Below are 23,525 nucleotides of genomic sequence, written 5' to 3'. Positions count from 1 at the left end.
CATTGCCTGCATGAAGAACGGCAGTCGTGCCGGAGCGAGCGGATGATGAACATTCTCACCAAGATCGATGACTTTGTAGATCAGGCCGGGGCCGCACCAATCGGGGCGGATCACGACGCGTCCGAGGAAAACGGCAGCTCGCATCCGCTGTTCGACAATGCACCGCGGTCGGTCTCGTTCAACAAGCTGCGCAAGCGGCTGCTGCGCAATGTGCGGCAGGCGTTTGAAGATTTCGGCATGCTGAACGGCCAGAAGCGCTGGCTTGTAGGCCTTTCCGGCGGCAAGGACAGCTACGGTCTTCTAGCCTTGCTGCTCGATCTCAAATGGCGCGGGCTTTTGCCGGTGGAACTGGTGGCCTGCAATCTCGATCAGGGCCAGCCGAATTTTCCCAAGCACGTCCTGCCGGAATATCTGGCGAAGATCGGTGTCGCCCATCGCATCGAATATCGCGATACCTATTCGGTGGTGAAAGAAAAGGTGCCTTCCGGCGGCACCTACTGTTCGCTCTGTTCGCGGCTCCGGCGCGGCAATCTCTACCGCATCGCGCGGGAGGAGGGCTGTGACGCGCTGCTGCTCGGCCATCACCGCGAGGATATTCTCGAGACCTTTTTCATGAACTTTTTCCATGGCGGCCGTCTCGCCGGCATGCCGGCGAAGCTTTTGAATGACGAGGGCGACCTGATGGTCCTGCGCCCGCTTGCCTATTGCGCCGAAGACGATATGGCGAAATTTGCGGCGGCGATGGAATTCCCGATCATTCCCTGCGACCTCTGCGGCTCGCAGGACGGGCTTCAGCGCAATGCCATGAAAGAGATGCTGGCGGATATCGAACGGCGCATGCCGGGCCGCAAGGATGTGATGCTGCGGGCGCTTGCCCACGTTAATCCGTCGCATCTGCTTGATCCCAGGCTTTTTGATTTTTCGGCGCTTGCTGTCACCGGGGCGTCACCTGAAGAGCGTAGTGAGGCCAGCCCTCCCTGATGAAGAAGTGCCCCGCGCCATGAGCCTTTCCGATAAAGATATCGAATTCCTCGTTTCCACCGTCGCCGCTGCCGGCGCCCAGGAAATTCTGCCCCGCTTCCGCAACTTGAACGCAGACGCGATCTCCGAAAAGACGTCCGCGGTCGATCTCGTTACCGAGGCTGATATTCTGGCGGAAAAGGCGATTACTGCTGCTTTATTACAGCGGTTTCCGAAGGCCCACATCGTCGGCGAAGAGACCTATGAGGCGGACCCATCAGTCATTCCGGCCCTTGCCGATGCGCCACTTGCCTTCGTGATCGATCCCATTGACGGCACGTTCAATTACGCTTCCGGCTTTCCCGCTTTCGGCACGCTGCTTGCGGTCACCGTCAAGGGTGAGACGGTGGCGGGCATCATCCATGATCCTGTCATGGGCGACACGATTGTTGCGCTGAAAGGCGAGGGCGCTTATCTCCATCGCAGGAACGGCTCGCAGGCCAAGCTCAAGGTTGCGGACCCCGCACCGCTATCCGAGATGGTCGGCATTTTTTCCTGGGGCCACAGCCACGAGGATCGCCGTCCTGTCATCGCCGCCAACATGGCGAAGATCAAGATGGCGTTTTCGCTGAATTGTTCTGCACATGAATATTGGCTTGCCTCGGCCGGCAAACTGCATTTCATCGGCCATGAAAAGCTGATGCCGTGGGATCATCTTGCCGGCGTGCTCGTTCATCAGGAAGCGGGTGGTTACACAGCCCGTTTCGACAATACGCCCTATCGGCCGGGCCAGACGGCGGGCGGCATCCTGTCGGCGCCCGACAGGGAAAGCTGGAAGATGCTGCGACGGGAAATCGTCGCCTTATAGCAGGTACATCACAAGGAAGGATATCGCCCATGGCTCTCGAACTCGACATCGCCTCTCTTGCCAACGCGCTTCAGGAGGCGGCGGCAGTGGAAATCCTGCCGCGGTTCCGCAATCTGGGCGATGGCGACGTCAGGATCAAGTCCGAGGCGATCGATCTCGTCACCGAGGCTGACGAGGCTGCCGAGCGGCTGATCCGTGCCCGCGTGCAGGAAATCATGCCTGATGCGCTGTTCATCGGCGAAGAGGCCGTCGCGGCCGATGCTTCGCTGCTCGGCAAGCTTGCCGATGCTGATCTTGCCGTGGTGGTCGACCCAATCGACGGCACCTATAATTTCGCGTCGGGCCTGCCGCTGTTCGGCGTGATGATGAGCGTCATTTCCAAGGGCGAGACCGTGGCCGGCCTGATCTTCGATCCCATGGGCAATGACTGGGCAATCGCCGAAAAGGGTTCCGGCGCTTGGCTTTGTGGCGCAGATGGCACCCAGACGCAGATGTCGGTTGTGACGGCACCGCACCTGTCGCAGATGGTCGGCATCGCCAATACCGGTTATTTCGATGTGGAAACACGCCGCAAGATCTTGATGAACCTTGCGGATGTGCGGCTGTTCACCAGCTATCGCTGCGCTGCGCACGAATACCGCCTGTTCTGCGGCGGCCACATGCATTTCCTGATGTATAACAAGCTGATGCCGTGGGACCATCTGGCCGGCACGTTGATCTCGCAGGAATCGGGCGCCTACGCTGCCCGTCTCGATGGTTCGCCCTATCTGCCGCGCCATGTGGATGGCGGGCTGCTGCTGGCTCCGGATCAGGAGACCTGGGAATTGCTGCGCGAGAAGATTTTTACGGTGTGAAGCTTCAGATTCGTGGGGACGACGCAACACCCTCCACCGTCATGCCGGACTTGATCCGGCATCCAGCCGCGGCGCGTCTGCGCGGCGGAAAGACTTTTCTCAGCCCAAGGACTTGGGCTGGCTGGACCCCGGATCAGGTCCGGGGTGACGGCGGGTGGATGAGGTCAGCTTGTATCCAAACAAAAAGGGCGCGGAACAGAATTCCGCGCCCTTTCTTTTTTCCAATGGCTTTCACCGTGTCGGCTTGTTGTGAGCCTGAAACAGCATGCCCTTTTCGCCGATCAGCACGAAGATCAGACCGATGATGGAGACGACGAAGAAGCCGGCCACCATCGGCAGCGCCGTGCCGTCGAAAGCCTGGCCGATGCCGGCGCCGATCAGCGAACCGCCGACGGTTCCCATGAAGCCGATGACGGAGGAGGCGGTGCCGGCAACATGGCCGAGCGGTTCCATGGCGAGCGAGTTGAAGTTCGAGCCGATCCAGCCGAACTGGAACATGGCCAGCGCAAAGAACACGATGAAGATGGCAAAGGGCATCGGCTCCGGTCCCAGCACCTGCACCACCAGCCAGATAAAGGTGATGGCGATGAAGCCGAGCAGCGATCCGTGCGACAGCTTGCGCATGCCGAACCTGCCGACCAGCCTCGCATTGATGAAGGACGAGAAGGCCATGAACAGCGCAACGCCGGCAAAGGCCGCCGCAAACCATGCGCCAAGGCCATAAATGCCCTTATAGACCTGTTCAGCCGAGTTGATGAAGCCGAACAGCGCGCCGAAGATGAAGGTGCTCGAAAGCGTATAACAGAGCGCGATCCGGTTGGTGAGCACGATCTTGAAGCCGCCAAGCACCGAACGGGCGGTGAAAGGGCGGACATCGTCGGGATGCAGGGTTTCCGGCAGGCGGAAATACATCCAGGCCGTCACGACGGCGGCGATGCCGGCCATGAAAGCAAAGATCAGATGCCAGTTGCCGAAGAAAAGCACGATCTGGCCGGTGCCGGGCGCGATGACCGGAACGACCATGAAGACCATCATGATCAGCGACATGACTTCCGCCATCTGACGGCCGCCATAGATGTCACGGACGATCGAGATGGTGATGACACGCGTCGCCGCCGAACCGATGCCCTGGATGAAGCGCAGGACCAGCAGGCCGGAGAATGACGGCACGAAGACCACGGCAATGGCGGAGATGATATAGATGGCCAGACCGACGAGCATCGGCTTGCGGCGGCCGAAACGGTCCGAAATCGGTCCATACAGAAGCTGGGCGACGCCGAAGCCGAGAAGATAGGTGGAAATTACGTATTGGCGGTGGTTTTCATTGACGACGCCCAGTGATGCGCCGATTTCCTGAAGACCGGGCAGCATGATGTCGATGGCAAGCGCGTTCAGCGCCATCAGCATGGCGGCAAGCGCGATAAATTCCGTGCGCCCCATCGAGCCTGCGCGCGAAGTGGTGGATTGTGAAAGTTCTGTCACAGGATTGCCCCAAAAAGAACGGCAAAGGCGTTGCTTGAAGCAACGCCTGGCATACATTTCTGACAATCAGGGTGGGCCGGTTTACCGGCCGAAATCAGGCCGCGCCGCGGACGCTGATACCCTGTTCTTGGAAGTGGTTTTGAAGTTCGCCGGACTGGAACATCTCTTTTACAATGTCACAGCCGCCGACGAATTCGCCCTTGATATAGAGCTGCGGGATGGTCGGCCAGTTGGAATAGTCCTTGATACCCTGACGGATGTCAGCATCGGCAAGCACGTTGATGCCCTTGTAGTCGACGCCGAGATAATCGAGAATCTGTACCACCTGGCCGGAAAAACCGCACTGCGGAAATTGCGGGGTGCCCTTCATGAAAAGAACGATGTCGTTGCTCTTCACTTCGCTGTCGATCATGTCGTTAATGCCGCTCATAGGCTTATTCCTTTCACATGCGGTTCAAGGCCGCTGCTTTCTGTTTGTCCCTAGATAACATGTCGCGGCGCGATTTCCACCCAGGAAGCGTAAAAAATGCGCGGGTGTTGCAATGCACGACATGCCAAAAACGTGGCTTGAGACGCCTTAGCGATATCTCTGCCGGCTGCGCGCGGCGGCGGTGCGTCTTTTGCTCACCTGCTTCTTGGCCGGCTTGGGTTTGACGGCGGCGTTGATTGCGGCTTCGAGAACGGAGCCGACGATGCCGCCGGCCAGCGAGCCGGTGCTTTTCGTCCGGCGCGTGCGGCGGGTTTTGCGGATACCGGTCTTGGTGAGGACTTCGGCGAGAGCGCCCTTGACGACGCCGTTGAGCAATTGATCGACGATGCCAGACAAATTTCCCTCACCGATAAATAAATCATATTTCTGTCGCGATTTTTACTATACGTGCATCGCCCACTGTATCAAGCGATCCTTTCGGGTGTCTCTAGAGCATTTCCGCTTTTCTCTGAAACGCGAAAACGCTCTAGCTATTTGTTTTTACGCATTGTCCTGACGTAAAAGCGGTCCCGCTTTTACTGGAAATGCTCCCGCCCGAAGGTTTGTGCATGCCGACCGTCAAGTCACGACTTGTTCTTTATTTCCCCGGTTTCGATCCGCTTGATGCGGCAGCCCATCATCTGCGTTACCAGCGGGCGGCGGTGCTTGCCGGCAAGACCTGGGATGTCGGCTATGCGGTGGGGCCGCTGGAGAATGCGCCGGGAGGTGAAACATTCGCGGTGGAGGCCTCGGCGGGCGACTGGCGAACCCGTTCGGAGATTTTTGTCTATGATCATAATGGGGTCATCTCCGAGCTGCGGGATGAACCGGTCTGGCGGCAGATCTGGCTCGGATTCAAGGCGGGGGCGGGCATCGTCAGTGAAGGGGGCGCGGCGCGCTACTTTCGCCATGCCTGGCGTTTCGGCCTGTTTTTCCTCTTTCCGTTCCTGCTGATGCTTGTCGGTGGCGGGCTTGCTGCCGCTATTGCCCTTTCGCCATGGCTGTTCGCTTTGCCAATCTGGCTATTTGCCCTCAGCCTTCCTGCCGCCGCGCTGTTTTTCGTGAAGGCGTTTCTGCCGTTTGCCGAGCGGTTTCACACCCTGCACCTTTACGCGGACTGGCGGTTCGCGCTTGCGGTCGGCCGCGATGAGCCGATTGCGCGCGACTGGATCGAGGAGAGGGCGGCGCTTGTCCTGACGGCGCTCGAACAGCCCTCGGACGAGGTGCTGGTCGTTTCGCACAGCATGGGCGCCAGTCTTGCGCTCGCCACTATCGGCCGTGTGCTGGAGTTGAAGCCGGACGCGCTTGAAGGCCGGAAACTGTCTTTCGCCACCCTGGGTGGAGCGGCGCTGCAATGCGCCTTCCTGTCGAGTGCGGACAGGCTGCGTGAGAGCGTCGGCACGATCGCGCGTCACCAGCAAGTGACGTGGTTCGACATCCAGTGTCTGACCGATCCAATCCATCTTTACCGGTGCAATACCGTGGCCCTGGCCGGTCACGCAGATGCGCCGCAGCCCAAGATCGTGCCGATCCGTTTCAAGCATTCGCTTTCGCCAGAGCGTTATAAAAAGAACAAGCGCAACTTCCTGCGCATGCACCGGCAATATGTTCTCGGTCCGGATCGCAGGTCCGGCTACGATTTTACGCTGCTGACGGCAGGGCCGGTGCCGGCCGCGTCCTTCGCCGACTTGGATTCCCAGACGCCGCCTGCCTTGTAAGCGGCGTTTGCCCATTCCATCGATGTGAAAAGGCCCGCGTGAGAGTGTCACGCGGGCCTTTTATTTAGTCCGGAGCCTTTATGCGTCGGCGGGACAGTGAAACTGTCTCGCCGGCATCGCTTTCACGGTCGCAATCATTCGGGAGCCGAGGTCTGCAGGGCAAGGGCATGCAGAACGCCGCCCATATTGCCCTTCAGCGCGTCATAGACCATCTGGTGCTGCTGCACGCGGGTCTTGCCCTTGAATGCTTCCGCAACGACTTCGGCCGCGTAATGGTCGCCATCACCGGCCAGATCGCGGATCGTGACCTTTGCCCCGGGAATTCCCGCCTTAATCATGTCTTCAATGTCGCCGGGTTTCATGGGCATGGTGTTTCTCCTTAATTCATTCTGCGGCGAGCAAAGTTTCGCCGTCCATGAATTGAGGGAACCACGATTCATAGGCCAAGTGCAATTCTTTAATCTCGACAGCGCGCGCCGTGCCCAGCTTTACGGTGGAACCGCCGGTAACGCCGATGGCCACGCAGGAAACGCCCGCCGCCCTGGCAGCCGCCTGCACCTTGTCGAGATCGCTTTTCTTGACGGTGAGGACATATCGGCCCTGATCTTCGCCATAGAAGGTGAGGACCGGATTGTGGCCTTCGACCGCATCGATCGTTGCACCGATACCCGAGGAAATCGCCATTTCGCCGATCGCAAGCGCCAGACCGCCCGAGGAGCAATCGTGAACGGCGGTGGCCAGACCGTCGGTGATGACGCCACGAACGAAATCGCCGTTTTGCTTCTCGGCAGGCAGATCGACATGCGGCGCCGGGCCATCGATACGGTTGTGGATGTCACGCATGTAAACCGACTGGGCGATATGCGTGCCGAGACCGGCAGGTGCGCCGACCAGAAGCACCACTTCGCCCTCGGCAGCGAAACGGATGCGTGCCATGCGGCCCCAATCCTTCAGGAGGCCAACGCCGCCAATGGTGGGGGTGGGCAGGATCGCCTGGCCATTGGTCTCGTTATAGAGCGAGACGTTGCCGGAAACGATCGGGAACTCCAAGACGCGGCAGGCTTCGCCGATGCCCTTGATGGCATGGACGAGCTGGCTCATGATCTCGGGCTTTTCCGGATTGCCGAAATTGAGGTTGTCGGTGGCCGCCAGCGGCAAGGCGCCTGTCGCTGTAATGTTGCGCCAGCATTCGGCAACCGCCTGCTTGCCGCCCTCGAAGGGATCGGCCTCAACATAACGCGGGGTTACGTCGGAGGAGAAAGCGAGCGCCTTCTTGTCGTGGCCTTCAACGCGCACCACGCCGGCATCGCCACCCGGCAGTTGCAGGGAATTGCCCTGGATCAACGTGTCATATTGCTCGTAGACCCAGCGGCGCGAGGAGTTGTTGGCCGAACCGAGCAGCGACACCAGTGCATCGGCAATATCGGCTGCGGGAACGTCGGTTTCGGCCAGCGGTGCCGGCACCTTGGCGGGCGTCCATGGGCGGTCATATTCGGGAGCCTCGTCGCCGAGTTCCTTGATCGGCAGGTTGGCGACTTCCTCGCCATTGTGAATGACGCGGAAACGCAGATCATCGGTGGTCTTGCCGACGATGGCGAAGTCCAGACCCCACTTGACGAAGATCGCCTTGGCGACCTCTTCCTTGGAGGGCTCGAGAACCATGAGCATGCGCTCCTGGCTTTCCGACAGCATCATTTCGTAAGCCGTCATGCGCTCTTCGCGCACCGGTACGGCGTTCAAGTCAAGCTCGATGCCGAGATCGCCCTTGGCGCCCATTTCGACAGCCGAGCAGGTGAGGCCGGCGGCGCCCATATCCTGAATGGCGATGACCGCGCCGGTCTTCATCAGCTCAAGGCAGGCTTCCAGCAGGCACTTTTCGGTGAAGGGGTCGCCGACCTGAACGGTCGGGCGCTTTTCCTCGATCGACTCGTCAAATTCGGCCGAAGCCATGGTCGCACCACCAACGCCGTCGCGGCCGGTCTTTGCGCCGAGATAAACGACCGGCAGGCCGACGCCCTTGGCTTCCGAGAGGAAGATCGCATTGGACTTGGCAAGTCCGGCTGCGAAGGCGTTGACGAGGATGTTGCCGTTATACCGCGGGTCGAATTCCACTTCGCCGCCAACCGTCGGCACGCCGAAGGAATTGCCGTATCCGCCGACACCGGCGACGACGCCGGCCACCAGGTGGCGGGTCTTCGGGTGGTCAGGCGCACCGAAGCGCAGCGCGTTCATGGCCGCGATCGGGCGGGCGCCCATGGTGAAGACGTCACGCAGGATGCCGCCGACGCCGGTCGCCGCACCCTGATAGGGCTCGATATAGGACGGGTGGTTGTGGCTCTCCATCTTGAAGACGACGCAGTCGCCATCGTCGATATCCACCACGCCGGCATTTTCACCGGGGCCCTGAATGACGCGCGGTCCTGTTGTCGGCAGGGTCTTCAGCCACTTCTTGGAAGACTTGTAGGAGCAGTGCTCGTTCCACATGGCCGAGAAGATGCCAAGCTCGGTAAAGCTCGGCTCCCGTCCGATCAGGTCGAGGATACGCTGGTATTCGTCGGGCTTCAGCCCGTGGGATGCAACGAGTTCCGGGGTGATCTTGATGGAGTTTGAGATAGACATAGGTCTCACGCGGTTCGAGCCGAGGAAAGTTTCCGGTTCTTTAGCGCAAGAGGCTCAATGGTGCGACAGGAAAATGCGTGGATTCACCCGCTAATTGGCGGTTTGTGCCGTTCGCGGCGGCTCATGGGTGATGCCTGCGGGTCCAGAAAGGACTACGCCACGCTTTCGTAACCCACCGACCCATTGTCGAGCAGATGTCTGAGGATGCCGAAGGCCTGCGTCATTTCCTTTTGTTCGGATGGGCCGGAAAAACTGATGCGGATGCGGTGGAAAACCTTGTCCGTCCGTCCGGCCTTGAACTCGTCCTCGTCGTCGATCAGCACGCCTTCCTTCATGGCCGCGCTGCGGAAGGTTCCCGAAAGCCAGGGTTCGGGCAGTCTCAGCCACAAAAAGGCAATATCGGGCAGCGAATTGAATTCCAGCCCGGAAAAGACGCGTCGGGCGATCGCTTCGCGCTGGTTGATTTCGGCAATGCAATCCTTGCGGATATCGTCGGCGTCGCCGCTATTGACGAGGCGGGCATTCAGTTCGGCCAGCATGAAGGGCAGGCCGCCGGTCAGCATCGAATGCGAAATCCGTATTCTCGATGAAAACTGCGAGGGGCAGGCCACCCAGCCGCCCCTGGTGCCGGCCGAAACGGATTTCGACAGGCCGCCGACGACGAAGGTGATGTCGGGTGCAAATTCCGCGATGAGCGGGATCGCATCCCGGGTCATAGCGCCGTAGAGATTGTCCTCTACGATCCATACGCCGTATCTGCGGGCGATATCGGCGATTGCCCGCCGCCGATCTTCAGGCAAGGTGGCGCAGGTGGGGTTCTGGCCCGCCGACATCAGGAAGATCATTTTCGGATGCTGTTGGGCGCAAACGCGCTCGAAATCATCGGGAACAATGCCCTTTTCATCCGCTTCCACCAGTGTCACGCGGCGTCCGGCAAGGGCGGCGCTGCGGCTGATATGGGAATAGGTGACCGGTTCGAAGACGATGCGGTCCCCCGGCGCGGTCATTGCCGTCACCACGCTCATCACTGCGGCATGGGCGCCGAGCGTCGAAACGATGTTTTCCGGTTTGGGTGACCAGCCGTTCTGGGACAGCCAGCGAGCGCCCGCCATGCACCAGTTGTCTGGAAGGGTGCGGGTGTAGTTGGAAATTTCGAAGGGATGCTCTTTGGCGAGCGCCTCGATGTACTTGCCGATCAGCACGCTTTGGCCAACATCGGGTGCCGCCGTGGTGTTCAGGCGGAACTCGGCGCTGGTGTCGATGGCATAACGCGTGCCGCCAAATGCCGCCGCCGGTTCTACCCGCGACAACGGGGCGGGGCTCTTGCGCTCGTTGACATAAGTGCCGCGGCCGACTTCGCCGCTGACGAGACCACGTTCATGGATCAGCGCATAGGCGCGGCTGATTGTACCAATTGTCACGCCCAGATCGTAAGCGAGATTGCGCTGAGGCGGCAATTTCGAGCCGGCCTGCAGGGTGCCGTCGGAAATCGCGCCTTCGATACTGTCCGCAAGGCGCAGATAAATCGGGCCGTCGCCCTCGGTGAGATCAGGAAGCCAATTTGTCATGGTGACAATTTATGCATTGTATCTGTCAGCAAGTCAATTGTATTTATTGTCTGCATTGATTGAGATTAAACGCACGGAGACAATAGGTGCAATATGCGCAAGATGGATCAATACCTTTCGACAGCGGATACGCTTTATCCTGATGGCTACGAACGGGAACGCGTGTTCCGCGATGCCGGCGACATGGTCGCACCGGCGCCCTTTCCGGCCGAGATCGCCCGCACGCTTATTGGTCGCCTGATTATGGGCATGTTGCGCTGGCAGCAGAAACGACGGGGACGGCTCGCTCTGCGGGAATTGCCTGATGATCTTCTGGAGGATATCGGCGTTACGCGGGACGAAGCCTTGAAGGAAGCCGCGAAATCGCAGCTTTTCTCCTGGCCGTCGCGGTTTTTATAATTTTTGTCGAAGAGCGGTGCCTTCTTTCCCCGGCGCCATCAAGCCATTCGGCAGCCCGCCACGCCACTCCCAACCGGCGTCGGCGGGTTTTTTTATTTAGGTCGCTTAGAGCAGCTTCGGCAAATTGGTAAACGGTACGTGGCAAGGGCTTCTTGTGCCGAGCGTTCTCCTTTCCTCATTCCTGTGACAAGCACAGGAATGAGGGACGCGGATACGTCTCGCCCGATGCGCAGGCCTAGAATACTACGATGAGATCAGCAGCCCTTGCCGCCATTCGCCCAGCGCTTCACGTCGGTTGCGATGCGGCCGGAGATGGCTTCGTTCATGACGGGTCCGAAAGCATCGAGCTTTGCCGGATTGCCTTCTGCCTGAACGACCAGCATGGGGCGTGATTCCGGGCTGTTGCGTGGTACGAGCAGGATGCGCGGACGGCCGGAGAAAGAGTTGAGTTCCGGCGCCAGACGATAGGCCTTGAACGCCGCATCACCCGATTTGAACCAGCAGGCATTCGCGCCAAGAGCAATCCGTTCCATCGTCGGCAGGGCGGCACGGGATACGGAGGCAGCCGGCTGCGTTTTCGGCTGGCAGGCGGCGAGCGCGGCTGCCGCGAGCAGCAATGCGGTGGCTTTATAGGCATTGTGGCGAAGAAGACGAGGCATCAGGTCATCCAGAAGAGAAGCCGAAACTTAGCCGGAAGCCGGCATTAAAAAAGGCGGGCTCAAAGCCCGCCCGGTCTATCAGGCTGCGATGACGCCGAGCGCCGAAGCAAAGAGGCCACGCCCGTCATTGCCGCCATGGGCGGCTTCGATGAGGTTTTCCGGATGCGGCATCATGCCAAGAACGTTGCCCTTTGCGTTGATGACGCCGGCGATGTCGTTCAGCGAGCCGTTGGGGTTGGTGCCTTCAGCATAACGGAACACGACCTGACCATTGTCTTCCACCGACTTCAGCTCATCCGTATCGAGGAAATAGTTGCCGTCGTGATGGGCGACGGGGCAGCGCAGGATCTGGCCCTTGTCATAAGCGCGGGTGAATTCGGTGTCGTTATTGGTGACTTCGAGCTTCACTTCCCGGCAGACGAATTTCAGCGAGGCGTTGCGCATCAGGGCGCCCGGCAGCATGCCCGCCTCGACCAGGATCTGGAAACCATTGCAGACGCCGAGAACCTTGACGCCCTTTTCCGCCTTTTCGCGGATGGCCTGCATGACCGGCATGCGGGCGGCAATCGCGCCGCAACGCAGATAGTCACCGTAGGAAAAGCCGCCCGGAATGACGATCAGGTCGACGTCGGGAATATCCGTTTCCGTCTGCCAGATGGTGATGGGCGCGCTTCCGGAGATTTTCGTCAGCGCGGCGATCATGTCGCGGTCGCGGTTGAGGCCGGGAAGTTGGACGACAGCGGATTTCATCGGGACGGCTCCTGCGGCTTAGAGCGTTTCCAGTAAAAGCGGAAACGCTTTTACGTCCGGAAAACGCGCAAAATCAAAGACATAGGTCGGTTTGGAGATGCGAAAAAAAGCCAAAACGATCTAGAGGATGGCGATAGCGTAGTTTTCGATAACCGTATTGGCCAGCAGCTTTTCGCACATTGCCTTCAGGTCGGTCTCGGCCTTGGCCTTGTCGGCGCCTTCCAGTTCCAGATCGAAGACCTTGCCCTGACGGACATGGCCGACGCCGCCGAAACCGAGGCTGCCGAGCGCGCCTTCGATTGCCTTGCCCTGCGGATCGAGAACGCCGTTCTTCAGCGTAACAGTCACCCGTGCCTTGATCACCTGATCTTCTCCTGATTTTACCTTAAGAGGCCAATATTACTTCACGAGGCCGATATTACTTTACCAGGACTGGGCCGGTGCCGCGGATCGGTTCGTTTTCATTGATGATGCCGAGACGGCGCGCCACTTCGGAATAGGCTTCCACAAGCCCGCCCATATCGCGGCGGAACAGGTCCTTGTCCATCTTTTTCTGGGTCTCGATGTCCCACAGGCGGCAGCTGTCGGGCGAAATCTCGTCGGCCAGAATGATGCGCATCATGTCGCCTTCGAACAGGCGGCCGCATTCGATCTTGAAATCGACGAGCTGGATGCCGACGCCGAGGAACAGGCCGGAGAGGAAGTCGTTGACGCGGATGGCAAGCGCCATGATGTCGTCAAGCTCGGCGGGGTTGGCCCAGCCGAAAGCCGTGATGTGCTCTTCGGAGACCATCGGGTCTTCCAGCTCATCCGACTTGTAATAAAACTCGATGATGGAGCGCGGCAGCACCACGCCCTCGTCAATGCCGAGGCGCTTGGAGAGCGAGCCGGCGGCGACATTGCGCACGACGATCTCAAGCGGGATCATCTCCACTTCCTTGATCAACTGCTCGCGCATGTTGAGGCGGCGGATGAAATGGGTGGGAATGCCGATCTTGTTCAGATGCGTGAAGACATATTCGCAGATACGGTTGTTCAGCACACCCTTGCCGTCGATGACTTCGTGCTTCTTCTTGTTGAAGGCGGTCGCATCGTCCTTGAAGAACTGGATAAGCGTGCCTGGCTCCGGACCTTCGTAGAGGATCTTGGCCTTGCCTTCGTAAATACGGCGGCGACGGTTCATAATGGCAGGTCTCTTGGTTGACGCCGATTCTGGTGGCGTTACGTTTCTGTCTTTGAGCGGTCCCATAAAGGAAAAGAGTGCATTCTACAATGCAGCTCGCATATCTTCCCTTCAATTCTTGTGTCGGGCCGGAAGGTTGTCCGGCCGGAAACCGGCCGGTGCAACTGGCAAGTGGCGGGACGGGTCTTGCCTCAGCCCCTCGTCAGGGTTCGTTCGCTTTCAGTCGGCTCAGGAACTGGGCGAAGACCATGCCGCCCTCCGGCCATGGGCCGTGGCCGGACTCGGCGTTGATATGGCCGGACATGCCGGCATCGATCAGCAGCGAACCCCAGGCGGCGGCAATGTCATCGGCATGTTCGTAAGTGCCGAAGGGATCATTGCGGCTGGCGATGGTGATCGTTGGAAATGGCAGCGGATCGCGCGGATAAGGGCCGAAGGTCAACAGATGTTTCGGGCGGATATCGGGATTGGCGACATCGGGCGGCGCGACGAAAAGCGCGCCCGAGACCTTCTTGCCGATTTCCGGCAACGCATGGATCACGGTCGGCACGCCGAGTGAATGGGCGACGAGGACTATGGGCTTGGTGGAGGCATTGACCTCTTCCACCAGCCGGGCGACCCAGTCTTCCTTCACGGGTTTTGTCCATTCCGCCTGCTCGACACGGCGGGCGGTGGAAAGCTTGCGCTCCCAGCGGGTCTGCCAGTGGTCGGGGCCGGAATTGGTATAGCCCGGTACGATGAGGATATCTGCTTCTGAAACTTTCATGCGCCCATATCTGTGTTGTGATGCCGCCGCGATCAAGGCCGCGACGGCATTAACTTTGGAGACCCTGCCTTATGCCTTGCCGAAGACGCGCGCGAAGATCGTGTCGACATGCTTGGTGTGGTAACCGAGGTCGAATTTCTCGCGGATGGTCGCTTCGGGAAGGGCGGCGCGCACTTCCTCGTCACCCAGCAGTTCCTCAAGGAAATCTGCGCCCTGTTCCCAGACCTTCATGGCATTGCGCTGGACCAGACGGTAAGCGTCCTCGCGGGAAACTCCGGCCTGCGTCAGCGCCAAAAGAACGCGCTGCGAATGCACGAGGCCGCGGAACTTGTTCATGTTCTTCAACATGTTGTCCGGGTAAATCACCAGCTTCTCGATGACGCCGGCAAGGCGGTTCAGCGCGAAATCCAGCGTGACGGTCGTGTCGGGACCGATGGCGCGCTCCACGGAGGAGTGGCTGATATCGCGCTCATGCCACAGCGCCACGTTTTCCATGGCCGGCACGACCGACATGCGCACCAGACGGGCAAGGCCGGTCAGGTTTTCGGTCAGAACCGGGTTGCGCTTGTGCGGCATGGCAGAGGAACCCTTCTGGCCGGGAGAGAAGAACTCTTCGGCTTCCAGAACCTCGGTGCGCTGCATGTGACGGATTTCGATGGCGACGTTTTCGATCGACGAGGCGATGACGCCGAGAACAGCAAAGAACATGGCGTGACGGTCACGCGGGATGACCTGCGTGGAGACCGGCTCGGGGATGAGGCCGAGCTTTGCGCAGACATGCTCCTCAACGCGCGGGTCGATGTTGGCGAAGGTGCCGACGGCGCCGGAGATCGCGCCGGTGGCGATTTCAGCGCGGGCATTAACGAGGCGCTCGCGGTTGCGGTGCATCTCGGCGTAAAAGCGGGCAAAGGTCAGGCCCATGGTCGTCGGCTCGGCATGGATGCCGTGGCTGCGGCCGATGCGCACCGTGTTCTTGTGCTCGAAGGCGCGGGTCTTCAGTGCTGCGAGTACACGGTCCATATCGGCAAGCAGCAGGTCGGCTGCGCGCACGAGCTGGATGTTGAGCGTGGTGTCGAGCACGTCCGACGAGGTCATGCCCTGATGCACGAAACGGCTGTCGGGACCGACAAATTCGGCGAGGTGGGTCAGGAAGGCGATGACGTCATGCTTGGTGACGGCCTCGATCTCGTCGATGCGGGCGACGTCGAAGGTGGCGCTGCCGCCCTTTTCCCAGATCGTCTGGGCCGCCGATTTCGGAATGACGCCGAGCTCGGCCAGCGCGTCACAGGCATATGCCTCGATCTCGAACCAGATGCGGAACTTTGTTTCCGGCGACCAGATGGCGACCATTTCCGGCCGGGAGTAACGAGGGATCATGGCAATGACTTTCTTCGTAGAGAGGCTTGGCTTGGTGGAGGAACTTGGCTTTGTGGGAGTTTTGCTGCCCGTTTAGCAAAGTGTTCCGGTAATCTCAATCTAAAGCTACATGGCTATGTCGCGCGATGGGCCTGTCGGCAAAGGATTGCGCCCGCCAGGGCCAGCGGAACGGCGGCATAGGGAAAATAAAGGCCGAGGCCGAGAATGCAGAACTGGTAGATTGCGCCGAGCGAGGTGAAGATCTGCTGGAAAAACCAGATGCGGGACAACGCCGGCGCATGCCACTGCGCATAAAAGATGCGGTACTGAAAAGCGAAAAATATCGCCGCGACCGCCAGAGTGAAGAATGCGATGGCGAGACAGCTTGCCGCAAAGCGCAGCGTCAGGCTGGTAGAAGCGGGCAGGAAGCGCAGTGCCACCATGGCCAGCGGCCAGCCGAGAAGACCGCCGCAGAAGAACAATATCCCGATATCAGCGGCATGGTCGGTTTCCAGCCGGTTTCGGAGATAGAGGCCGAGGGCGGCAGTGGCCGCCGAACAGACGGCCCAGACAAGCGGGGCAAGGAGAGGGAACAGCGATGCCGATACTGTGTTGCGGAAATCCTGCCTGTCGCTGTCCATCAAGCCCTCATCCAAACGCCCCGTAGTCCTGCTTCCGGCGTGTTTTCTCCGTGGGTCAGGACCTTCCGGCCTCCGCAGCCGTGCGCAACAATGACACCGTCTTGCGGTAGTCTTCGACACCATCGCCCTTGAAGACCGCCGAGCCGGCCACCAGCGCATTGGCCCCGGCAGCGATGATCGCGCCGGCTGTCTGCGCCGTTACGCCGCCATCCACTTCAAGCTCGATCGGCCGGTCGCCGATCATCGCCTTTGCCGCGCGGATCTTGTCGAGCATGGCGGGAATGAATTTCTGGCCGCCGAAACCGGGATTGACGCTCATGATCAGGATGAGATCAACATCATCAAGCACGTTTTCGATGACGGAAAGCGGCGTGGCGGGATTGAGGGTCACGCCGGTCTTCCGGCCGAGTGTGCGGATGGTCTGCAGCGAGCGATGCAGATGAGGTCCGGCCTCCGCATGCACGGTGATGCTGTCGCAACCGGCCTTGGCGAAGGCTTCGAGATAGGGATCGACGGGGGCGATCATCAGATGGCAATCGAAAAAGGCGTTGCTGTGTGGGCGAAGTGCCTTGATGACGTCAGGCCCGAACGAGATGTTGGGCACGAAATGACCGTCCATGACATCGAGATGGATCCAGTCGGCACCCGCTTCCGTGACATCGGCGACCTCCTGTCCAAGCTTGGCGAAATTGGCAGCCAGGATCGACGGGGCTATCCGGATGGGCAGGGACATGGGGCAAACTCCTCTCGACGCGTTGCGTAAGCTGCCTTTAGCACCAAGTATCCGGGTTTGAAACGGCCTGCCGCGCGGTTGGCGGTGCTTTTCAGCCCGGCTTCCTCAAATTTCCCGCCGCACTGGCTTTGCCTATTGTTTTTCGGCCTTGTCCGCCGGTTCGAAGCTCTGGCCGTTCCAGCGCTGCAGGCGGTAGGGATTGTCGGCAAGTTCGTGCGAGGGATTAAAGCTCAGATCGCCAATCACGGTTTTGAAGACGGTGCCGGTCGTCAATATTTCCGGCGCGGGTTTCGACTGCGCCTGCGCCGCTTCTGAAAGCGCTGCCGTCAGTTCCGCGGCCGCATAGGCGGGCAGGACATAACCTTCCGGTTCAATGCCGGCGGCGCGCAATTCACCGGTGACGGCCTGGGCCGATGGCAATGTGTCATAGGCCGGGCGGGTGATGGCGAGTACATTTGCCGTAAGCGCTACCGGGGCGTTGGCCGCATTCATGGCATCGCCGCCCATGATGGTGAGGGTAGAATTCTCCGAGGCGGCGTCACGGGCGACAATGGCGACGTCGTTGCGTTCCGCGCCGATGAAGACATGGGTGATGCCGGTTCGCGCCAGCCGGCGCACCAGCGCTACCTGCTGTTCCTGGTTGGGGCGCATCGTGTCGGTGAAGGTGGGCTTCAGCCCGTTTTCCTCCAGCTTGGAGCGAATCCTGTCGATGAGGTCACGGCTGTAGATCGTGCCGTCATCCACCAGTCCGATGGAGTGACCTTTCCAGTCGCGCAGGATGATTTCCGCAGTCCTTTCCGATTCGGCCCTGTCGGAAGGGGCGAGGCGGAAAAGCGGCCAGCCATATTTCAACGCATCTTCCATCAGGATAGGTGCGCGGCTGGAAAGCGTGATTGCCGGGATGGCGGCCGCCTTCAATGGCGGCAGAACATCCTGGAGCGTTTCAGTGCAAAGGAAGCCGATCGCCGCGCTGACTTTGGCGGCCACAAGGCCATCGGCGATGGCGCCGCCGCTGCCATCCTCGCAGCTTTCGTGGATTTCGACGACATCAAGCCCGAGTTTGGCGGCAGCGGCCTTCGCGCCCTGCCGCACCTGCTGCCCCAGAAGCTCATATGGCCCGTTCTGCGGAGCAACAATGCCGATCGACGCCGCGCTTGCTGAGCCCGCAAAGGCAAAACCGGCGATGATCGTTAGCAGGCGAAGTGAAAGCATGACGTGAGCGAAATCCTGTTGTCCCGCTTGATGTTTATCGGCAACAAACGGTTTTCCAAAGGAAAAATCGCCGGAACCCCAGCATAATCGCATTTCGCGTTGCACGAGGCAGCGGTTTTGATCGCCAGTTGTCCGATTCAAACAAACAGGGTCTAAAGACACGTTGTAGTTGCTGCTATCCAATATGATTGTGCGCTACCGTCTTGATTGCGGATTCATTTTTGCTGATCGGCAAGTCGCTCGTGAGAAGCGTGAAGGGAGAAGTATCTCCATTACTTGTTGAGAGGATTTTTACTTTATAAAACTGTAACACGCGATGCGTATAAGCACAGTTTAGCAATGGCTTGTGCGCTGTTTTGCCCTTTAAAGTGCAGCCGCGAAAAGTGCACATTTTATTTTCATATATTTAAATTATTGATATTAAAAGAAAAAAATTAGTTTTTTAGCTCTCCGTCAATTTTTCTTCGTGTCTTTTTTCGCATTTGCGAGAAGATTTGCTTGACGGAAAGTAAATGTTTAGCTTAGATATACGTGTTTCAGGGGACGACTGAAATTGGCTGTAACCAGCCTCGGAAAGTGTTCCGATTATAAGCACTGCCAGACTATATTACATTCTATATTCTATTATTTTCATTACGTATAAACCGCTTCGGGAAACTGGGGCGGTTTTTTACATAAAGCTAATTTAAGCAATTTAAAATTGAATCTGAAAAGCTTCACGCAAAGCTGTTCTCTTATTATTATATTTGTCGAAAAGAAATCGCTCTGCCGGCTTGCCTTCATTGCAGGCAGGAGAGGCTTCCGCCTTTTTCGACGCACCCGTTCCAGATTTGAAAGATGCCCGGCCTGCGGCAACCGTCGCACTTGCCGGTCCCTTATTCGGCTTCATTTCAGGGCGGCCAGCGCGTCCTTCGCGAAGGCGGAAATGGGTGCAGGAAGATTGTCGGGATAAAACCAGCCAATATCAGAAAGCTTGTCTGGTTCGGTCAGTGCCGGCTCGCCACGGGTATCGCGGGCGACGAAGATCAGCGACACCCAATGGTGCCGTTCTTCGGTGTCGATGTATTCGCTGTGACAGAGAAATTCGACCTTGCCGATGGTCAGCCCGGTCTCTTCTTCGGCCTCTCGCCGTGCTGCGGCGAGGGAGGATTCGAGGTGATCAACCTTGCCGCCCGGAATACTCCAGTATCCGGCTTCCGGCGCTTTCAAGCGCCGGCAGAGAAGCAACTGGCCATCGCGCAATATCGCAAGGCCTACGCCGACACCCGGAAAATCGAGCCCTGGTTTGATTGTCGGCGTCATATTGGTACTGGCCTCAGCCCTTGGCGTTGGCGACGATCAACATGAAGGCGGGAATGTCGTCGCCGAAGCCGACCGGGGTCGGGCCGTCATCATGGTCGCGATAGTGGCGGCGGCGCTCGCGGTTGTCGTCATTGGCGTGCAGCGGATTACGGATGTTGCGGTCGGAATTGCGCGGGGTCTTTTCCGGTCTGCGTTCTGCTTTCACCTTGTCGTCTCCGTGAGCCACGATCTCGGTAACCGCAGCGGATTGTGCATCCTGATTAATGTTTTCGACCGGAGCCGCATCGCGACGGTTCCTGTCGCGACCCCTGCCACCCCGTTCCTTGTTGCCCCGGCGGCCGGAATTGCTTTCAAAGCTTTCCATGGGTGCGGGCAGCGAGGAGAGGTCGCCATTCAGCCACTCGATCTTTTCGCCGATCAGCTTTTCGATCGCGTCGAGATATTTAGCGTCATTTCTGGTGACGATGGTGAAGGCCTTGCCCGAACGACCCGCACGGCCGGTGCGGCCAATGCGGTGGACATAGTCTTCGGCATGAATGGGAACGTCGAAGTTGAAGACGTGGCTGACATCGGGGATATCAAGTCCGCGCGCCGCAACGTCGGAGGCGACGAGCAGCGTCAGATTGCCATCCCTGAAGTTCTGCAGCATCGTGGTGCGCGAACGCTGGTCCATGTCGCCATGCAGCGCGCCAACGGAAAAACCGTGACGGTCGAGCGAACGGAACAGGTCGGCGACATCTTTCTTGCGATTGCAGAAAATAATCGCGTTCTTGAGTTCTGCCTCTTCGGCGCGGACGAGATCACGCAGGACAGCGCGCTTCTCATAGTCCTTGTTATGCGCAGCGACGATGTTCTGCGTAACGGTTTTCGCGGTGGAGGAGGGCTTGGCGACCTCGATGCGTTCCGGGTTCTGAAGGAAGCGGTCGGCCAGCTTCTGGATTTCCGGCGGCATGGTGGCCGAAAAGAACAGCGTTTGCCGGGTAAAGGGAATCATCTTCACGATACGTTCGATATCGGGAATGAAGCCCATGTCCAGCATGCGGTCGGCTTCGTCGATGACGAGGATTTCAACGCCGGTCATCAACAGCTTGCCGCGCTCGCAATGGTCAAGAAGACGGCCGGGGGTGCAGATGAGAACATCGGCGCCACGCTCGAGCTTGCGATCCTGATCTTCGAACGACACGCCGCCGATAAGCAGGGCGACGTTCAGCTTGTGATTCTTGCCATATTTCTCGAAATTCTCGGCCACCTGCGCCGCAAGCTCACGGGTGGGCTCAAGGATCAGCGTGCGCGGCATTCTGGCGCGTGCGCGACCCTTTTCGAGCAGGGTGAGCATCGGCAGCACGAAGGACGCGGTTTTGCCCGTGCCGGTCTGTGCGATACCGCAGATATCACGCTTTTCCAGCGCGGGCGGAATGGCGCCGGCCTGAATGGGTGTCGGCGTTGTGTAGCCGGCATCTGCAATAGCGGAAAGAACTTTTTGGCTCAGGCCAAGATCAGAGAATGTTGTCAAAGGAAGAACTTTTTCCGTTCTGGTTCGGTAAGAACACCTGCGTGCCGCTGCGACACTTGCAAAGACTTGGCGCGGGGATATGCCCAAATTGCCGGAAAGTCAAGGAAACAACGGGAAAAGCACGCGAAACGTCGCGGTTCTGACGAGGCTTTTCAGCCTGTGGCGCAGTTTCGTGCGATTTATCGTAAAAAGCGCAAAAAAAGCGTTAAATCTGGGGCGTCATTTTAAATAGGTTTTAAGCTCGGCACCGGCGATCAGGAACCGCATCGGATCGACCGGCGTATCGTTGCGGCGCACCTCGTAATGCACATGTGGACCGGTCGAACGGCCGGTGCTGCCGGCGCGGCCGATGATGTCGCCGGCCTCCACCTTGTCGCCGGCCCTGACGAGGATTGCGGAGAGATGGCCGAATCGCGTCGAGACGCCCTGACCGTGATCGATCTCGACCATATTGCCGTAACCGCCGGAATTTTCCGCTACTGTTACCTTGCCCGCCCCGGTGGCCTTGACGTCGGCGCCGGTTTCGGCACGAAAATCGATGCCGGTATGCAGAGCCGGCCGCCCGAGAAACGGATCCATGCGATTGCCGAAGCGGCTGGTGATCGTCCTGCCGGGAGCGGGGTTGCCGAAGGGCAGGGCGGTTGCTGTTTCCTTGACGATGTCCAGCCGGTTCAGCGCATTGTCGAGATTGTTCAGCGACAGGTTGAACGGGTCAGTTTCGCTGCGTTCGGGCGCCGCATAGGGGCCGCCAATATCGTCCGTGCCGCTTTCGTCGATTTTCAATCCGGCCTGCCGGATGATGTCCTGCATCGCGCTTGCCTTGTCTTCGGCGTCGTTGGTCAACCTGGCAATGCGCGATATCTGCTGGCGCTCGATATCCTTCAACGAAATGGTCACTTTGGAAAACACCCGATCGGCCCGGTCCGAGGGTGTTTCGCCGGACTGAGGCACGTAAGCGGCGCGTCTGTCGGTTGCGGCGGGGGGTTCCGGCTGCGGCTTGCGCGGCGCCATAAGCTTTTCGATTGCCGACAGGCCGCCCGTCAGATCGGCGCGTTTTTCCGGCGCCATGGTGTTTGAAAGGGAAGAGGGCGTGGCGGGTGTGGCGGCGATGCCGGAATTTTCGGCGCGCTCCAGCAACTCGCTCATTCGCCCGTGCCTGGAGGTCAGCGCCGCCTGCTGTTCCAGTAGCTTTTCGACTTTCTTTTCAACGACCTGCTGGTCGAGCAATTGCCGGGAGGTGACCCGGTCCACCTGCGCCCTCAGTGCTGCGATACGGTCTTCATAATCGTTCTGCATGCGGGTCTGGCGCGCCATGGTCGCACCGATCAGGTCGTCACGCAGGATAAGGTAGCCGGTAGCGCCGAGATAGCCGAGCGAAAACAGGCCAATGGTGCAACCGGCAAGGGCGGCCATCCACGGCCGAATGGTCATGTGCCGAACTTTTTCGCCGCTCGCCAGTATGAGGACGTGCTGCGGCCGCTTTTTGCCGAATACCCGGTTTTCCGCTGTATCAGTCAAAATCTCTCTCCGGACTGGCCGATTTCTCAAAGGAAATCATAATTCGTTAAGGTTAACGAAGTTTTGCCGGAAGCATCTGTCTGCGCTTGTGCCGTGTTGCCTGGTGCGGTTTTAGCTGTGGCTGACGGAGGTCAGCGAGCGGTAAAAGGAAGGCGTCAGGCCGGCCTCGGCGCGGGCGAGGTCGTTGAAGGGCGGTTTCAGGGGGGCGCGGAAATTGGCACGCACCAGTTGTCTGAAGGTTGCAGCCGGATCCTTCTTTTCACGGGCGCACAGGAACCGGAACCATTTGGCACCGATGGCGACATGGCCCTTTTCGTCGTTATAGATGACATCGAGAACGGCAGCGCTTTCGAGATCGCCGGTTTCCCGCATCCTGGCCTGCAGGGAAGGGGTGACGTCCAGTCCGCGCGCCTCCAGAATGAGCGGCACGACGGCCAGCCGCGCGGTCAGGTCGTTGCGGGTGGAATGCGCCGCCTGCCACAGCCCGTCATGGGCGGGCAGATCGCCATAATCCGCCCCGAGGCTTCTCAGCCGGTCGCGCACCAGCCGGAAATGTTTCGCCTCCTCGAAGGCAACCTGCATCCAGCCGTCGAAAAAGGAGTGCGGCACCGGTTCGCTTGCATAACGGGCAACGATGTCGAGCGCGAGATCGACGGCGTTGAGTTCGATATGGGCGATGGCATGCAGCAGGGCGATGCGGCCCTTTACGGTGTGAAGCGAGCGGCGCTCGACGGCGGTCGGCGGCACGAGCTCCGGCTTCTCCGGTCTGCCCGGACGTTCGGGCAAGGGTGGATCGAGCGGAGACCGCAACGACAGGCGACGCTCGAACCACCGTGTCGCCGTTTCCTGTGCCAGCGCGGTTTTACGGTCGAGATCGGCGCTCGCAATGGCATCCGTCGCTCCGCCGCGCAGCGAGATGATTTTGGACGGGGGCGTCACATCGGATCCGTTTTTT

The 23,525-nt window shown here is 59.4% G+C and carries 23 protein-coding genes and 1 pseudogene; 5 read left to right on the top strand and 19 right to left on the bottom strand.

Going from position 1 to position 23,525, the window contains the following annotated elements:
* Window positions 1-45 precede the first annotated feature (45 nt).
* The 3 genes from ttcA to PL640_RS21990 are packed head-to-tail and all read left to right on the top strand — an operon-like array spanning window position 46 to window position 2,682.
* Complete coding sequence (gene ttcA / locus PL640_RS22000; protein WP_405049208.1) at window positions 46-981, top strand: tRNA 2-thiocytidine(32) synthetase TtcA; 936 nt, start codon at window positions 46-48, stop codon at window positions 979-981.
* A 19-nt stretch (window positions 982-1,000) separates the two neighbouring features.
* On the top strand, window positions 1,001-1,828 hold the full coding sequence (locus PL640_RS21995; RefSeq protein WP_271363537.1) for an inositol monophosphatase family protein: 828 nt from the start codon (window positions 1,001-1,003) through the stop codon (window positions 1,826-1,828).
* Window positions 1,829-1,857: 29 nt separating this feature from the next.
* The gene (locus tag PL640_RS21990) at window positions 1,858-2,682 is read left to right on the top strand and encodes an inositol monophosphatase family protein (protein WP_269699805.1); all 825 of its coding nucleotides are present in this window, start codon (window positions 1,858-1,860) and stop codon (window positions 2,680-2,682) included.
* 231 nt (window positions 2,683-2,913) lie between these two features.
* Here the strand turns inward: PL640_RS21990 and PL640_RS21985 are convergent, their stop codons facing one another.
* From PL640_RS21985 to PL640_RS21975, 3 genes are all read right to left on the bottom strand, one after another.
* On the bottom strand, window positions 2,914-4,122 hold the full coding sequence (locus PL640_RS21985) for a multidrug effflux MFS transporter (protein WP_269699839.1): 1,209 nt from the start codon (window positions 4,120-4,122) through the stop codon (window positions 2,914-2,916).
* 136 nt (window positions 4,123-4,258) lie between these two features.
* Window positions 4,259-4,594, bottom strand: a complete 336-nt coding sequence (gene grxD / locus PL640_RS21980) for a Grx4 family monothiol glutaredoxin (protein WP_142840122.1) — start codon at window positions 4,592-4,594, stop codon at window positions 4,259-4,261.
* A gap of 147 nt (window positions 4,595-4,741) precedes the next feature.
* Window positions 4,742-4,990: a hypothetical protein gene (locus tag PL640_RS21975; protein ID WP_271363536.1), complete on the bottom strand. Its 249-nt coding sequence runs from the start codon at window positions 4,988-4,990 to the stop codon at window positions 4,742-4,744.
* A gap of 212 nt (window positions 4,991-5,202) precedes the next feature.
* Between PL640_RS21975 and PL640_RS21970 the strand changes: the two genes are divergently transcribed.
* A complete protein-coding gene (locus PL640_RS21970; RefSeq protein WP_271363535.1) occupies window positions 5,203-6,351 on the top strand; it encodes a hypothetical protein in 1,149 nt (382 codons plus the stop codon).
* Between the two features lie 134 nt (window positions 6,352-6,485).
* On the opposite strand, the gene PL640_RS21965 is transcribed toward PL640_RS21970, so the two are convergent.
* The 3 genes from PL640_RS21965 to PL640_RS21955 form a co-directional block, all read right to left on the bottom strand.
* Window positions 6,486-6,719 carry a BolA/IbaG family iron-sulfur metabolism protein gene (locus PL640_RS21965; RefSeq protein WP_003507909.1) on the bottom strand — a complete coding sequence of 78 codons (234 nt, stop codon included), beginning with the start codon at window positions 6,717-6,719 and terminating at the stop codon, window positions 6,486-6,488.
* A 16-nt stretch (window positions 6,720-6,735) separates the two neighbouring features.
* The gene (gene purL, locus PL640_RS21960) at window positions 6,736-8,970 is read right to left on the bottom strand and encodes a phosphoribosylformylglycinamidine synthase subunit PurL (RefSeq protein WP_271363534.1); all 2,235 of its coding nucleotides are present in this window, start codon (window positions 8,968-8,970) and stop codon (window positions 6,736-6,738) included.
* Window positions 8,971-9,122: 152 nt separating this feature from the next.
* Window positions 9,123-10,538, bottom strand: coding sequence for an aminotransferase-like domain-containing protein (locus PL640_RS21955; protein WP_271363533.1), 1,416 nt, complete (start codon window positions 10,536-10,538; stop codon window positions 9,123-9,125).
* A 93-nt stretch (window positions 10,539-10,631) separates the two neighbouring features.
* On the opposite strand from PL640_RS21955, the gene PL640_RS21950 reads away from it, so the two are divergent.
* Complete coding sequence (locus PL640_RS21950) at window positions 10,632-10,937, top strand: DUF1127 domain-containing protein (RefSeq protein ID WP_271363532.1); 306 nt, start codon at window positions 10,632-10,634, stop codon at window positions 10,935-10,937.
* Between the two features lie 254 nt (window positions 10,938-11,191).
* On the opposite strand, the gene PL640_RS21945 is transcribed toward PL640_RS21950, so the two are convergent.
* From PL640_RS21945 to PL640_RS21885, 13 genes and pseudogenes are all read right to left on the bottom strand, one after another.
* Window positions 11,192-11,596: a hypothetical protein gene (locus PL640_RS21945; protein ID WP_271363531.1), complete on the bottom strand. Its 405-nt coding sequence runs from the start codon at window positions 11,594-11,596 to the stop codon at window positions 11,192-11,194.
* Window positions 11,597-11,674: 78 nt separating this feature from the next.
* Window positions 11,675-12,346, bottom strand: a complete 672-nt coding sequence (gene purQ / locus PL640_RS21940) for a phosphoribosylformylglycinamidine synthase subunit PurQ (protein WP_271363530.1) — start codon at window positions 12,344-12,346, stop codon at window positions 11,675-11,677.
* Window positions 12,347-12,466: 120 nt separating this feature from the next.
* A complete protein-coding gene (gene purS, locus PL640_RS21935) occupies window positions 12,467-12,709 on the bottom strand; it encodes a phosphoribosylformylglycinamidine synthase subunit PurS (protein ID WP_003507918.1) in 243 nt (80 codons plus the stop codon).
* Between the two features lie 55 nt (window positions 12,710-12,764).
* Window positions 12,765-13,529, bottom strand: coding sequence for a phosphoribosylaminoimidazolesuccinocarboxamide synthase (purC, locus tag PL640_RS21930; RefSeq protein ID WP_003516002.1), 765 nt, complete (start codon window positions 13,527-13,529; stop codon window positions 12,765-12,767).
* Window positions 13,530-13,731: 202 nt separating this feature from the next.
* Entirely contained in the window at window positions 13,732-14,295 is a 564-nt protein-coding gene (locus PL640_RS21925; RefSeq protein WP_271363529.1) for an alpha/beta hydrolase, read from the bottom strand.
* A gap of 69 nt (window positions 14,296-14,364) precedes the next feature.
* Window positions 14,365-15,672, bottom strand: a complete 1,308-nt coding sequence (gene purB / locus PL640_RS21920) for an adenylosuccinate lyase (protein ID WP_142840115.1) — start codon at window positions 15,670-15,672, stop codon at window positions 14,365-14,367.
* Between the two features lie 113 nt (window positions 15,673-15,785).
* The gene (locus tag PL640_RS21915) at window positions 15,786-16,292 is read right to left on the bottom strand and encodes a hypothetical protein (protein ID WP_271363528.1); all 507 of its coding nucleotides are present in this window, start codon (window positions 16,290-16,292) and stop codon (window positions 15,786-15,788) included.
* Between the two features lie 55 nt (window positions 16,293-16,347).
* The gene (rpe, locus tag PL640_RS21910; RefSeq protein ID WP_142840113.1) at window positions 16,348-17,025 is read right to left on the bottom strand and encodes a ribulose-phosphate 3-epimerase; all 678 of its coding nucleotides are present in this window, start codon (window positions 17,023-17,025) and stop codon (window positions 16,348-16,350) included.
* A gap of 132 nt (window positions 17,026-17,157) precedes the next feature.
* Window positions 17,158-18,284, bottom strand: a pseudogene (locus tag PL640_RS21905) (ABC transporter substrate-binding protein).
* 838 nt (window positions 18,285-19,122) lie between these two features.
* The gene (locus PL640_RS21900; protein ID WP_142840110.1) at window positions 19,123-19,539 is read right to left on the bottom strand and encodes an NUDIX domain-containing protein; all 417 of its coding nucleotides are present in this window, start codon (window positions 19,537-19,539) and stop codon (window positions 19,123-19,125) included.
* A 13-nt stretch (window positions 19,540-19,552) separates the two neighbouring features.
* Window positions 19,553-21,052 (bottom strand): DEAD/DEAH box helicase, encoded by a 1,500-nt coding sequence (locus tag PL640_RS21895; RefSeq protein ID WP_142840109.1) that lies wholly within the window; start codon window positions 21,050-21,052, stop codon window positions 19,553-19,555.
* Between the two features lie 219 nt (window positions 21,053-21,271).
* On the bottom strand, window positions 21,272-22,570 hold the full coding sequence (locus tag PL640_RS21890; protein WP_271363526.1) for a M23 family metallopeptidase: 1,299 nt from the start codon (window positions 22,568-22,570) through the stop codon (window positions 21,272-21,274).
* A gap of 111 nt (window positions 22,571-22,681) precedes the next feature.
* Window positions 22,682-23,509 (bottom strand): ferritin-like domain-containing protein, encoded by an 828-nt coding sequence (locus PL640_RS21885; protein ID WP_271363525.1) that lies wholly within the window; start codon window positions 23,507-23,509, stop codon window positions 22,682-22,684.
* Window positions 23,510-23,525 lie beyond the last annotated feature (16 nt).

Source organism: Agrobacterium sp. ST15.16.024 (assembly GCF_027956545.1).
Lineage (GTDB): Bacteria > Pseudomonadota > Alphaproteobacteria > Rhizobiales > Rhizobiaceae > Agrobacterium > Agrobacterium cucumeris.
The sequence above is the reverse complement of the archived record's forward strand: the minus strand, read 5'-3'. Positions and strand labels throughout refer to the sequence as shown.

What these genes read in the sequence shown, in the direction of transcription:
- ttcA (WP_405049208.1), top strand. Translation starts at nt 46, where the DNA reads ATGAACATTCTCACCAAGATCGATGACTTTGTAGATCAGGCCGGGGCC.
- PL640_RS21995 (WP_271363537.1), top strand. Translation starts at nt 1,001, where the DNA reads ATGAGCCTTTCCGATAAAGATATCGAATTCCTCGTTTCCACCGTCGCC.
- PL640_RS21990 (WP_269699805.1), top strand. Translation starts at nt 1,858, where the DNA reads ATGGCTCTCGAACTCGACATCGCCTCTCTTGCCAACGCGCTTCAGGAG.
- PL640_RS21985 (WP_269699839.1), bottom strand. Translation starts at nt 4,122, where the DNA reads ATGGGGCGCACGGAATTTATCGCGCTTGCCGCCATGCTGATGGCGCTG.
- grxD (WP_142840122.1), bottom strand. Translation starts at nt 4,594, where the DNA reads ATGAGCGGCATTAACGACATGATCGACAGCGAAGTGAAGAGCAACGAC.
- PL640_RS21970 (WP_271363535.1), top strand. Translation starts at nt 5,203, where the DNA reads ATGCCGACCGTCAAGTCACGACTTGTTCTTTATTTCCCCGGTTTCGAT.
- PL640_RS21965 (WP_003507909.1), bottom strand. Translation starts at nt 6,719, where the DNA reads ATGCCCATGAAACCCGGCGACATTGAAGACATGATTAAGGCGGGAATT.
- purL (WP_271363534.1), bottom strand. Translation starts at nt 8,970, where the DNA reads ATGTCTATCTCAAACTCCATCAAGATCACCCCGGAACTCGTTGCATCC.
- PL640_RS21955 (WP_271363533.1), bottom strand. Translation starts at nt 10,538, where the DNA reads ATGACAAATTGGCTTCCTGATCTCACCGAGGGCGACGGCCCGATTTAT.
- PL640_RS21950 (WP_271363532.1), top strand. Translation starts at nt 10,632, where the DNA reads ATGCGCAAGATGGATCAATACCTTTCGACAGCGGATACGCTTTATCCT.
- PL640_RS21945 (WP_271363531.1), bottom strand. Translation starts at nt 11,596, where the DNA reads ATGCCTCGTCTTCTTCGCCACAATGCCTATAAAGCCACCGCATTGCTG.
- purQ (WP_271363530.1), bottom strand. Translation starts at nt 12,346, where the DNA reads ATGAAATCCGCTGTCGTCCAACTTCCCGGCCTCAACCGCGACCGCGAC.
- purC (WP_003516002.1), bottom strand. Translation starts at nt 13,529, where the DNA reads ATGAACCGTCGCCGCCGTATTTACGAAGGCAAGGCCAAGATCCTCTAC.
- PL640_RS21925 (WP_271363529.1), bottom strand. Translation starts at nt 14,295, where the DNA reads ATGAAAGTTTCAGAAGCAGATATCCTCATCGTACCGGGCTATACCAAT.
- purB (WP_142840115.1), bottom strand. Translation starts at nt 15,672, where the DNA reads ATGATCCCTCGTTACTCCCGGCCGGAAATGGTCGCCATCTGGTCGCCG.
- PL640_RS21915 (WP_271363528.1), bottom strand. Translation starts at nt 16,292, where the DNA reads ATGGACAGCGACAGGCAGGATTTCCGCAACACAGTATCGGCATCGCTG.
- rpe (WP_142840113.1), bottom strand. Translation starts at nt 17,025, where the DNA reads ATGTCCCTGCCCATCCGGATAGCCCCGTCGATCCTGGCTGCCAATTTC.
- PL640_RS21900 (WP_142840110.1), bottom strand. Translation starts at nt 19,539, where the DNA reads ATGACGCCGACAATCAAACCAGGGCTCGATTTTCCGGGTGTCGGCGTA.